General features: G+C 45.1%; 9 protein-coding genes and 1 riboswitch. Of the genes, 3 read left to right on the forward strand and 6 right to left on the reverse strand.

Translation table 11 applies throughout. The annotated features are described in order from the left end of the window. Position 1: 1 nt before the first annotated feature. The 6 genes from SWP_RS19430 to SWP_RS24785 form a co-directional block, all read right to left on the reverse strand. Complete coding sequence (locus SWP_RS19430) at positions 2 to 655, reverse strand: condensin complex protein MksE (protein ID WP_020914340.1); 654 nt, start codon at positions 653 to 655, stop codon at positions 2 to 4. After that, a complete protein-coding gene (locus tag SWP_RS19435) occupies positions 655 to 4329 on the reverse strand; it encodes an ATP-binding protein (protein WP_020914341.1) in 3675 nt (1224 codons plus the stop codon). Before SWP_RS19435 ends, SWP_RS19430 begins: the two co-directional genes overlap by 1 nt. Positions 4330 to 4649: 320 nt before the next feature. Next, positions 4650 to 6023 carry an alanine/glycine:cation symporter family protein gene (locus SWP_RS19440; RefSeq protein ID WP_020914342.1) on the reverse strand — a complete coding sequence of 458 codons (1374 nt, stop codon included), beginning with the start codon at positions 6021 to 6023 and terminating at the stop codon, positions 4650 to 4652. Positions 6024 to 6229: 206 nt separating this feature from the next. Then, a riboswitch (glycine riboswitch) is annotated at positions 6230 to 6359 on the reverse strand. 617 nt (positions 6360 to 6976) lie between these two features. Then, positions 6977 to 7684: a DUF3581 domain-containing protein gene (locus SWP_RS19450; RefSeq protein ID WP_020914343.1), complete on the reverse strand. Its 708-nt coding sequence runs from the start codon at positions 7682 to 7684 to the stop codon at positions 6977 to 6979. Positions 7685 to 7817: 133 nt separating this feature from the next. Continuing rightward, positions 7818 to 8165: a LysR family transcriptional regulator substrate-binding protein gene (locus tag SWP_RS24780; protein ID WP_020914344.1), complete on the reverse strand. Its 348-nt coding sequence runs from the start codon at positions 8163 to 8165 to the stop codon at positions 7818 to 7820. Beyond that, positions 8138 to 8692, reverse strand: a complete 555-nt coding sequence (locus SWP_RS24785; protein WP_079891966.1) for a LysR family transcriptional regulator — start codon at positions 8690 to 8692, stop codon at positions 8138 to 8140. Before SWP_RS24785 ends, SWP_RS24780 begins: the two co-directional genes overlap by 28 nt. A 71-nt stretch (positions 8693 to 8763) precedes the next feature. Between SWP_RS24785 and SWP_RS19465 the strand changes: the two genes are divergently transcribed. The 3 genes from SWP_RS19465 (at position 8764) to SWP_RS19475 (ending at position 11699) form a co-directional block, all read left to right on the forward strand. Further along, positions 8764 to 9525: an SDR family NAD(P)-dependent oxidoreductase gene (locus SWP_RS19465; protein WP_020914346.1), complete on the forward strand. Its 762-nt coding sequence runs from the start codon at positions 8764 to 8766 to the stop codon at positions 9523 to 9525. A 211-nt stretch (positions 9526 to 9736) separates the two neighbouring features. After that, entirely contained in the window at positions 9737 to 10195 is a 459-nt protein-coding gene (locus SWP_RS19470; protein WP_020914347.1) for a RidA family protein, read from the forward strand. Positions 10196 to 10520: 325 nt separating this feature from the next. After that, positions 10521 to 11699, forward strand: a complete 1179-nt coding sequence (locus tag SWP_RS19475; protein WP_020914348.1) for a porin — start codon at positions 10521 to 10523, stop codon at positions 11697 to 11699. Positions 11700 to 11775 lie beyond the last annotated feature (76 nt).

Genomic DNA, 11775 nt, shown 5'->3' on the forward strand with positions numbered 1-11775 from the left:
ATTAGACCAAGTCCCTTTGGGTGGCAGTTTCAGCTTGCGCCTCTAAGCTCAAGCCTTCAGTCTCATCAATAAAGCGGATAACCTCATACAGGTAATCTAGCTTACCTGTGGCGATAAAGATCTGCTTTTCTGCGTTAGGCTTAGTTAAATATCCGAGCTCGACCAAACGCTTAAACACTAACTTTATCTGCGCATCAACATTGCTGCTGGTCGAGCCAAACAGACGATAGTGGCTGATTTTAGCCAATTGCTCACGAAAAGCTGGCGTATCTTCAATGCGGGTCTGTAACTCTGTCAGTCTAACTGCTGCACCTTCAGATAACGGCGCATCTTGACCACTGCCCTCTTGCACCAACACCAGCCACTCGACCAATGGAATAAGCGCATTACAGATATCTTTGAATTGCGACGAAATCACCTTGCGTTCGCTTTCGCCTAACTGCTGATAGCCACAAAAGAACACTTCACCTTCGCCCGCCGAACCAATAGTACGATTAATCTGGTTTAAATAGGCTTCAACACGCTCGCGGGTGTCTGGGTTTTTCAGCGCACGCCAGCCATCTTCATCGGTGGTTCGGCAAATAAACTGGCCTTTTAGTAAGCGTTCAATCAGCGCACTAGTGCCAACTAATGTGGTTTCTGTTGCTTGGCTCATTACACCGCCTCCTGGGTACGTCGCTGACTAAGTTTTTCGGCTATTGGATTAATTTGTGGTTTAACCACCTGCAGTTTTTTGGTTTGCTTGTTAATAATATAACGATTAGCAAACAGGCTAAGCACCTCAGATTCTGGATTCGGGAATGCACCCAACACTGAGATATTATTGTTTTCACAAGCATCAAAAATCTTTTTCACGTTACCGTGATGCAAGGTGCCGAGCTCATCGATAGGCCAATGAATGGTCACCTCCGCCCGGCCACGCAGTAGACGGGTAAATGCCAACAAGAACTTACATAAGATCAGATACGCCATACCATGGCTTGATGACTCATTAAGCTGTCTGTCGGTACGTATTATCAGGTCGCTATTGCCCTCTTTTAAGCGCAGTTCAATCTCCAGTAACTTAGCAATGCCGCCCGATAATGCTGCCCGACCGATAATATCTAATGCGCGGCGCATGCTGTTGGTGTAATCCTCACCCGGCAATTCACTGAAGCCATCGGCTTTCCATTGGCGATAGGCTTTTACAAAGGCTTCAAGTTCTGGCCAAAACTCTAGTTCGCTAATGCGTGAGCGGATTTTAACCGCAGATTCCGATACCCCATCAAGGAACAACTCTTCACCCACCTCACGGGTAATACGGGCGCTTTGGGTGGCAATACGGCGGTCAATATCGGCCAGTACATCATAAAATGCAGTGAGATCAATACCGAATATTTGCCCCTGATCTCGTAGACCCTTCATTGCCTGTGGCACCATCACGTTCAGTAGCTGTTCCAACTGCGGCACTAATTTGCGGTAATCTAGAATACGAATGCCTTTATCATTGATAAAGCTCGACTCTTCGCGCGCACGCTCCCAGGTCTCTGACAGACTAGAACCTGACTTACTGGCAATCACCGAGTCAAAGTGTTCAACATACTGCTTAACAGAGCCGAGTAATGAATCACGCTTTAACAGCTGGTCTTCACCTTGGCGCAGACGTTCGCTGAGTCCACCTTGAGCATCCTCATTATTAGCAGGCAGTTTAAGCTCGGTGAGTTTGCGCATAACACTGCGCAATTTAGTGAGGTTTTCCGATGCTTCTACTTGCACAGCATCAGAGCGCTTGCGTTCACCGTCAAGCTCACTACGCTTGGCTTTGACCTCATTAGATTTGGCTTTAAGCTGCTGCTCTAACGATAAGCTAGCTTGCTTAACAGTGCTAAGCTCAGTTTGTAGCTTAGGCTTACGCTTAAGCCAAGTATGTTGATACCAGTCGTCATAACGCAGCACTTCACTGCGGCGTTGTTCCGCTTTACTGATATTCGCTTCAAGGGTGCGGATCTCTGTTTTTAGCGCAACAATTTTGGCTTCATCGATACCACGAGATTTAAGCTCATTCTTGTACCACTGTTCACACGCCTTTTGTTCACTTTTGGCGTGATCTCGGCGGTGCTGTATATTCGCTTTAACCTGACCAAGTTGATTGTCTAATGCACCAACAACCTCTTGCCAATAAGCGTTTTTCTCCATTCGCGCTTCTAACGCCTGCTCTTTTTGCTCTTCAAGCCACTCTTGCTGCTGTTGCTTTAATTGTTTCAGCTCGTTATCGAGCCTGGCAAGCTGCTTTTGCGAGGCAGACTTTCGCTCATTAAGTGCTTGGTTGATCTTCTCCTGCTCAGCGCGTTTATCATCAAACAGACGGCGCAGATCATCGCGGCTATTTTTGTATGCTGTGCGGGCAAATGTTAGCTCTCTTGCCATCGCATCAAGCTCTGAATTAACGGCCACCAATTTAGCTTCTGCTTCAGTTTGTAACTCTTTCGCACTGGTTAACATCTCATCCGCGTTAGCATGCTTGATGCGCAGCTCCTGCTCAGATGCAGCGTACTCTGGTGAATCGATAGCTTTTAGATCAAGCGCTATGCCATATAAAGCTTCAAGGTTTTCACCGCTAATAGTCGGGTGCAAGTCACTGCGGTGTAGTAGATCTGAATTGATCACCTTGCCTAAGGTGTTCTCCCAACCATTGGCCTCTTTACGCAAGAACTCTAGTAACGTGTGTGACTGTGGGAATAAGATATGGTGCAGCTCTTCAAGCTCGCTTTGGCGCTCAGTGACGCGTATGCCAGCCACCCGCAAACCTTCGTTAGCTTGATCACGTTTAGCCCGCAGTTTTCGCTCTTCACTTGTGAAGCGATCAACCTTAGCATTGCAGCTTTCTTGCTCCTCATCGGCGCGGGTAATTCGTTCATCAAATACTGCTAAGGCAAGCTTTTCCTCTTCCGAATAGGTCACGCTATCAACGCGTACTTTTAGCTCTGCGGCAGACAGCTTTAATTGATAGGCCTGTTCACTAAATTTAGCCTGACCTTTATCGGTCGCGTCACGCCATTGCTCTTCTAATGCTGCTAATTCACTGCGGCCTTGTTCACGCTGTTTATCGCGAGACTCTCTTAAGCTGTCTTGCTCTTGATGCAAATTTTCCAGCTCTCGGTTAAGCCCTTCACCAATTTTACTGCGGCGTGCGTTGTAAGCCGCTTCAATATCTTGGTGCTTTTCAGTTTGTAACTTATGTCGCTCTGACAAGTTTTCTAAGCTACCACGCCAGCTTGGTAGCTGCTCTAGATCCAATTTTGCTTGTTCAATCTCTGCATCTTGAAAAGAAGCATGTTGATCTTCAATAGAATCTAACTCTTGTTCACACTTGGCCACATCGCCTTTCGCGGCAGAAAGGTCAAGGTTGAGCTCGTCACGCTGCTCTTTCCACTCTTCATCTAGCTCTCTTAGCTTGGCGTTGAGCGCTTTAGATAGATCTTGGTGACGCTCTTGCCTTTCAACTTCATCACTTTCATCTTTGCTATAACCGCGGCGCAGGCTGGCGAGTCGCTGCTCTGTGCTTAGTAGCTGGTCAAACTCCTGCTCAAGCTTTTCAAACTCTGGACGGATAAGCTCAAAACCTTGAATAAGTTGGCTTTCTTTGATCCAAGACTCAACATGTTGTGGGTTAATACGCGAGCTCGGTGGATTTACGCCATCCTCCTCAAGAATAGCGGCGATCATCGATTTGATCGTCTCCATCTTGCCCTCTTTTGAGTGCACCGCTTTAGCTAGCTTTTCAATATGGCGTAGCGAATGCTCAGCTTCACAGAGTGAGAATTGACGGGCGTAATTACGTAACTCGGTACGGTTACTACCAGTGCTCAATAATGCTCTATCGTTCTGAATGATCGCCCTAAACTCTCGAGTATTGAGTAAGTTCGTGACCGCAATACCCGCTCGCTTCATCTCACGGCCAAGTTCAGCCATGGTAAAACACTGAATGTTATCGCCCTGCTGAGTTTTAATATAATCATCTAACTCAAAACCTTTACCGATAAAGCGGTAATTAACCCCTTTGCCGTCGCCTGCAGAGGCTAATACCGCTTGATAAGCGAGTCCGTCAGACTTGATATATTCATAGATGATAAAGCTTGATTCGTGCGGCAGGTACCAGCGCTCAAAACTATCACGTGTAGAGGGGACAACTCGGCTTGGGTACTCACCGTAAAAAACCGGTACCAAACGTTGTAGCGTGGTTTTACCCGATGCGTTCGTGCCGCATATGTTGGTATGGCCATCAAGGGCGAGTTCGACCACGCCTGGCAAGTGAGTATCAATCAGTACGATGCGATTTAAGCTTGGCATTACATTCCTTAATCCAAACGCAGCTTGCTAGCAAAAATGGCTAGCAAGCGGTTACGTGTCGCAGTGATAGCAACACGCATATAAAGAGGTTGATAATAAAATTAGCTGGTCACTAAATTAAAGGAAAGCGCCGCGCTTGGCAATCATCGCCAAGCAGCTATTTTGCTGACTTTAGTGACTAAATTAGGGAAGCGCGATCATACGCCATTTTCTGCGGTGAAGGTGCTCAATCAATCGGCAATTGAGCGCCTTCGATAAAACAATCTTATAGATCTCGACTCATGGCAGATTAATCGAAGAGCAGCTGCCGCTAGGTCTCCCTATTGCGCACGCAATTCATCAAGCACTGCTGCCCGACGCTTAGCGAAATACTTATTGGTCTCAGCCATAATCACATGCCTTAAGCCAATCAGGGCAATTAAGTTGGGTATTGCCATTAGTCCGTTAACCGTATCGGCTAACATCCAGATCAGATCAAGCTTGATGAAGGCTCCCCCGGCAATCAAACTGAGAAAAGTCAGCTGATATAACTTAATGCCTTTCTCGCCAAGACGCTGTCCCGTTAAGTAATACCAACAACGTTCGCCATAGTAATGCCAGCCTAAAATCGTTGTGAACGCGAAACAAACCAAAGCAATAGTCACCACATATTGGCCAATAATCGCTGAGCCTCCAGCAGCAAATGCAGCGCTGGTCATGGCTGCGCCCGCAGTGTCACCACTCCAAACACCGGTAATAATCAACACGAGTCCCGTCATGGTACAAATTAAAATGGTATCGAAGAAGGTGCCCGTCATGCTGACCATACCCTGCTCAACGGGCTCATTGGTCTTAGCGGCCGCAGCGGCAATGGGTGCGCTGCCTAAGCCTGACTCATTGGAGAACACCCCGCGAGCGATACCGATTTGTAATGCTTGAGCAACCGTCGCCCCTAAGAAACCACCCGCTGCCGATATCGGCGTAAAGGCCGAGTGCAGCACGAGTTGTAGCGCGGGCATTATCTGATCGGCAAACATTAGTAATATCCAAATACACGCAAGCACATAGCCTAGTGCCATTGTCGGCACCAGTTTTTGCGCCACATTGGCAATACGCTTGACTCCGCCTAAAGTTACCGCAGCGACCATTAAGGTCAATACGATGGCTGTTGTCCAAGCAGGTACGTCAAAGGCGATAGTCATCGCATCACTAATCGCATTAACTTGGGCAAAAGTACCGATCCCAAAAAAGGCGACTCCAACACCAAACACTGCAAAGATTTTAGCCAACCACTTAAGCCCTAGCCCCCGTTCAATGTAATACATGGGGCCACCAGCAATATTGCCGCGAGCATCGGTAGTGCGATATTTAACCGCCAACATACATTCAGCATATTTGGTTGCCATGCCAAAAAACGCCGCTAACCACATCCAAAACAGCGCACCTGGACCACCAATTTTTATCGCGGTGGCAACCCCGACAATGTTACCGGTGCCTATGGTTGCCGACAGCGCGGTACATAGCGCGGCAAAAGAAGACAGATCACCTTTGCCACTTGCAGGCTTAAACAGCAAACTGAGTGCGAAAGGGAGTTTAAAAACTTGGATAAGCTTTAATCGGATAGTGAGATAAAGACCGGTACCCACCAATAGGCAGAGAGTAACTGGCCCCCAAACGATGGCGTTGATATCGGCTAGCAGTGTTTCAAAATTCATGGTATTCCTCGAGTATTAAACAACAGAACTCGCTATATTCAAACGGCTTGAAATAGGAGTTATTAATAATCGGAGGAGGAAAAGAAATGGCTAGTGTAGCGTGCTGCCGAGCGCAGCAAACGGTTTATCCGCCTCGAATGAGGACAGAAAAGGCGCAGCGGCAAACGACAGTGACTAATATCGATTTGATAAAAGTTAACACAGTCATCCTCTCCTCTGTCCTTTTGCCTGAGCGTTTCGCATTAGCAAAAAATGCTAACACTTTCGCCTTCGGCGCTGCGTGACAATCAAGCTGACGAACACTTATTTGCTCACAGTCTCTCCAGAGGCTCGTCCAGTAACAGTCCTCACCACATAAGTGGCACCTGAAAGAGTGCTTTGTTTAGCCTAAGCATTAACAAAGTTGCCTCGTCGGTGTAGTAATACCAATTCCTTTGGATATTTTCTCATTCAGCGAGAATTCAAAGCCCTTTAGGCAAGGCGGATAATCGAAGCTAATAGTTATTCTATATCTAGATTATCGAACATAGCCTACAGGGCTTTGAAACTCGCACGAAGTGAGCTTCTCAATACTTTCACTGTGGCGTTACATTACCTCAAAAGGGGAAAAACCTTTATCAACAATGCGCCTTACATTGAAGCGCATTGAGAAAGCTCTGAATTGAGTACATATTCAATGGAAGTGGTATCGTTACCTACTCTCCTGCTACCTTCATCCGAACGGATCTCTATTATTCGTACCGAAATACAAATAATAGGGGCAAACAGAATGCGTTATCTATCCTCTAGCCTCAAGTGAGCCAGTTCACAGTTTATTCACTCACAAAGTCAAATCGGATTGGCTGCTGCTTAAATCATCGCTTTAAAACAAAAAACCGACTAATCACCAGTGTCATTAGTCGGTTTATCAACAATCATTGACGAATGTCTGATAGCAAGTTAAACGCTATAGCTTAGCCAGTATAGCTGAGTCGGCGCTCTTCATAGGTATCACACATCTGCTGCGCTTGCTCTTCAACATAAGGACGCAGGCCGCTCATCACTAACGTTTTGATACCTGTCCCAACTAGCGTGTCACCACTGTGCAATTCAAAAGTCAGTGTGACATCACCACGCTTACCTTCAATTTTTAAGTCTTGCGCGACCAAGGTCAACTCAACCTCAGTAAAATCAAGGGTCGTTAAATCAAAAGACATGCTTTCATAAATGACCAAAGGTCTTGCGGGATTAATCATCATTTGGTGCTGTTTCATCATCGGCACCAAAATATGCATAAAGTTAAGGCCTGAAAATGCCACATATTTGCGAATGAAAGACTCGATTTGCACATCGCAATGTCTTACATCACCACTACGGTGCACATTTAGATAGCATTTATCTTTGTCATCTCTAATATCGAAATCTTCTTCGATTGCAGCTGGAAACTGCAGCTTAACGCCATCACCTACCATCCCCGCAAAATTAAAGGTCATTTTCTGGCTAAGACCATATTCATTTAATACTAAAGAGAAAAGCAGATCGCCAGGTACACAAAAACGCTTTGCGGCAACGTCATGGATTGGATTGAAATCATGGGCAACGCTTTTAGCAAACTCACTCGCTTGTTCAGGAGCAATCACAACTGACTGGTTTACTTTTTTAGAGAAAGAACTTAGAAACATAGTCACTCAACAATCTTGTTAGCCTTTAAAGTGGCCGAGCATTGTATACCATGATTGAAATTTGACTCACCCGATGACTCGTCTGCACACAGGAGACAGGATAAATACCCGCGCCCATCAACAAACACCGGCTTCAATTGTTACAGTAATGGCCAATTATTGTGTCGAACAACACCTGAACATGCGCTGCAAAATCTGTTGTGGATATGGCAATGCCAATATATTGCTCAATTTTAAAGTCATCGATTGGAATAAAGGCGACTTGATAAGGGGTAGCTCTATCTGTGATGATGGAAACGCCTAAGTTTTCAGCCACAAGCGATAGCACAAATTCATCATTCTCAGCTTTCATGACAGTATGAGGGACAATCTGTTTTGCTTTAAACAGATCCTGTAGCTCCTGCCAAAAACCACACTTTAACCGCTCAATAAACAGTTCAGCATCCAAAGCCGCTAAGGTAGTAGATGACTGATTAGCCATAGGGTGCTCTTTAATACCACTACACACATTTTCTCAGGAATTAGGGGCACAAAACTGTCTGCTTTGGTGTGGCTATTCACAATGGCAAGGTCAATCTTTTGCTGTTTGAGGAGCTGTTGCAACTCTTGGTCATGAGCAATGATAAATTCAATCAAAATATGCGGATAAGTGCGGCGAAAAACTCCAATAATTTTAGCGACATGATCCATATGAATATTCACCAATACGCCGATAACCAATTTTTGCGGCTCATGACTCAATTCAGACTTTATCGTCATAAGCTGATTATAAGACTGCCTGGCGGTAGCAATGAACTGCTTACCCGCGGGTGTAAGCGATGCAACTCGGCTACCACGGTGGAATAACTTTACCTGCAAGGATTCCTCTAACTTACGGATCCCCGCAGATAAGGTCGGCTGCGTAACAAAGACTTTTTTCGAAGCAGCAAGAAAAGTCCCGCTATCTACCACAGCCAAGAAATACTTTATCTGCTGCAACTCCATATAGACAACCTCTATAGAAAACATAAAAAATATCGATTATTTATATACTTTAATTTTCGTTAGTCTTTTGTGCAACCTAAATAGGAGCACAAATCATGCATTCAAACAAAACGATCATCGTAACAGGCGCAGCATCTGGTATGGGCAGAGCGATTGCACAAGCTTTTTTAGAAGCCGGAGCAAATGTGGTAATAAACGCCCGCAGTGAAGAAAAACTCAGCAGTTTTATTGCAGAAAATAACAACCACAGCCATCGAATAAAGACTGTTATTGGCGATATTGGCCAAAAAAGTACTACCTTACGGTTAGCACAGACTGCACTAGATAACTTTGGCACGATTGATGTGCTCATCAACAATGCAGGGGCATTTGTACCTAAACCATTCCTCGAAGAAACGGAAGAAAACCTCGATGCTTACTACGCAACAACGGTTAAAGGAAGCTACTTCAGTGCCCAAGCCGTCATCCCGACAATGCAAGCCCAAAAAAATGGCGTAATCATCAACATAGGTTCTATGTGGGTTGAGAATCCAATAGAAGCCACCCCCGCTTCAGCATCGCAAGTCGCTAAAGGCGCCATGCATACACTGACTCGACACCTCGCAATCGAGTTCGCTAAAGATAATATCCGGGTGAACACCCTTGCCCCGGCCATTATCGAAACGCCGCTTTATGACAAACTAATGGATAAAGACACCCTAACTAGCCTGGCATCGCTACACCCACTAGGAAAGTTAGGTCACTTAGACGATATTCTTAGTTGGGTAATGCTGCTGTCTGGTAAAGGTGGAGAGTTCGTTACAGGACAAACTCACTTTATTGATGGTGGTATCAATGCGGGCTCACATTCCGTTTAAATTCGCTGACTAACAATTTATAGCAGTTGCACTAAAAGTTTGACCATTCAGCGGAAATTGAAAGGCCTGAGTGGCTCTGAGCAGGTCCAATACTAGATGTATTGGGTAATAGCCGTGACCGATACAGAAGGTGATTTAACCTTCTGTATCGCGGAATAACACGTCTTGGCACCTATTGCTGCTAGTAAAAATACCCAATTAAGGATAACAGATGATCAGTGTGATACAGCGCTTACAGCGACTTGGCTTTGAGTTACCGAATGCCCCCGCCCCTGGTGGCAATTACCAAGCATACCTTTTGTCCAGCAAGCAGCTTTTTATCTCAGGTCAACTTCCTATCGTCAATGGCGTGCCGCGTTATCAAGGGCGACTAGGCCAAGAGCTTAGTTTGCATGAGGGTTACCAAGCCGCACAACTGAGTGCGCTCAATATTCTCAGCCAAGTTAACCAGGCAATCGGCTTCGATTCATTAAAAACCATCATTAAAGTGGAAGGTTTCATCAATGCCACTGACGACTTTAACCAGCATGCAAAAGTACTTGATGGTGCATCCGATCTATTCAGTAAAGTGCTACAGCATAAAGCAGGTCACATTCGCTCAGTCATAGGTTGCAGCAGCTTACCACTAAATGTAGCCGTAGAAATTTCAGTCATTGCCGAGTGTATTTAGGCCATGCTTAGCGTCGCTGTTACAGCATAAAAATCTTACATTAGTGCGCTAATGGGCTTTGCTAACTCTTTAATTTTTCATTCGGCCGAAAATTTACAAACGTAAAGAAAAATCCTTCCTATTTCCCTCAAAAACACAAGCCCCACAACCGATTGATTTGCAACAACTTAATATAACCATATAAATTACATGGCCATAAACATTAACACAAATAATTTACAAACCTTGATCTTAATCATAATTTAAATGAGAATAATTTGCATTATGTTAATCAATTGGTAAACTCCTCCACAAATTTTACAACCCGCCATAACAAAGGGATAGAATGATGATGAAGAAAACCTTACTTGCTACTGCGCTAGTTAGCATGTTTGCAACTCAAGGAGCTTATGCTGCTGATGAAACAGCTGAGCTACGTAAGATTATTGAGCAGCAACAGAAAGTGTTACAAGATCTTGAAAAACGTCTCGATGAAACTGAAATGCGTGTAGAGAAAACCGCAGATGTAGTTGAAGAGTCAGCTTCAGAATCTAAGAGTGCAACCACTATCGGTGGTTACGGTGAGCTACATTACAACAACATCACTGACAATAAGTCTGGTAAAGATAAGAAAGCGATTGATTTCCACCGCTTCGTACTTTTCTTTGGCCATGAGTTCACAGAAAGCACTCGTTTCTTCTCTGAGCTAGAAGTTGAGCATGCACTTTCAGGTGACGACAAGCCAGGTGAAGTTGAGCTAGAGCAAGCGTATATCGAGCATGACTTTAACGACATGTTTACTGGTAAAGCGGGTCTATTCTTAGTACCAGTCGGTATTATTAATGAAACTCATGAGCCACCAACTTTCTACGGTGTTGAGCGTAACCCAGTTGAGAAAAACATCATCCCAGCAACTTGGTGGGAAGCCGGTGCTGCACTTAACTTAAAAGCGGCTCCAGGTTTAGCGTTTGATGGTGCAATTACTTCAGGTCTTAAAGTTGATGAAACTTATAGCATTCGTGGCGGCCGTCAAAAAGTAGCTAAAGCCGACGCTTCAGATTTAGCCTACACGGCTCGTGTTAAATACACTGCGGTACCTGGTCTTGAGCTAGCAGCGACTGCACAATATCAAGCTGACCTAACGCAAAGTGCTGGTGGCGTTGACACAGCATCTGCCACATTGCTTTCTGCGCACGCAATCTATTCTATCCAAGGTTTCACTGTTAAAGCACTTTACGCACAGTGGGATATCGATGGTAAAGAAGCCGAAGCTTTAGGACGTGACGAGCAAAATGGTTGGTACATTGAGCCATCTTACAAGTTCAACGATAGCTTTGGCCTATTTGCTCGCTACAACGAGTATGACAACAACGCAGGTAGCAGCGACGATACTAAAATAGAGCAAACCAATGTAGGTATTAACTACTGGTTGCACGAAAACGTAGTATTTAAAGCAGACTACGAAAAAGTTGGCGGCGCTAAAGACGCTGACGGATTCAACTTAGGTGTTGGGTACCAGTTCTAATTTGAACTAAACTGACCTAAAAATGAGTGCTCAACCTTGAGCACTCATTCAATTCCTCTCACACGAGCTAGCGCAA

This window comes from Shewanella piezotolerans WP3, assembly GCF_000014885.1.
Lineage (GTDB): Bacteria > Pseudomonadota > Gammaproteobacteria > Enterobacterales > Shewanellaceae > Shewanella > Shewanella piezotolerans.

Coding starts and splice junctions, on each gene's coding strand:
- SWP_RS19430 (WP_020914340.1), bottom strand. CDS start 655: ATGAGCCAAGCAACAGAAACCACATTAGTTGGCACTAGTGCGCTGATT.
- SWP_RS19435 (WP_020914341.1), bottom strand. CDS start 4,329: ATGCCAAGCTTAAATCGCATCGTACTGATTGATACTCACTTGCCAGGC.
- SWP_RS19440 (WP_020914342.1), bottom strand. CDS start 6,023: ATGAATTTTGAAACACTGCTAGCCGATATCAACGCCATCGTTTGGGGG.
- SWP_RS19450 (WP_020914343.1), bottom strand. CDS start 7,684: ATGTTTCTAAGTTCTTTCTCTAAAAAAGTAAACCAGTCAGTTGTGATT.
- SWP_RS24780 (WP_020914344.1), bottom strand. CDS start 8,165: ATGGCTAATCAGTCATCTACTACCTTAGCGGCTTTGGATGCTGAACTG.
- SWP_RS24785 (WP_079891966.1), bottom strand. CDS start 8,692: ATGTTTTCTATAGAGGTTGTCTATATGGAGTTGCAGCAGATAAAGTAT.
- SWP_RS19465 (WP_020914346.1), top strand. CDS start 8,764: ATGCATTCAAACAAAACGATCATCGTAACAGGCGCAGCATCTGGTATG.
- SWP_RS19470 (WP_020914347.1), top strand. CDS start 9,737: ATGATCAGTGTGATACAGCGCTTACAGCGACTTGGCTTTGAGTTACCG.
- SWP_RS19475 (WP_020914348.1), top strand. CDS start 10,521: ATGATGATGAAGAAAACCTTACTTGCTACTGCGCTAGTTAGCATGTTT.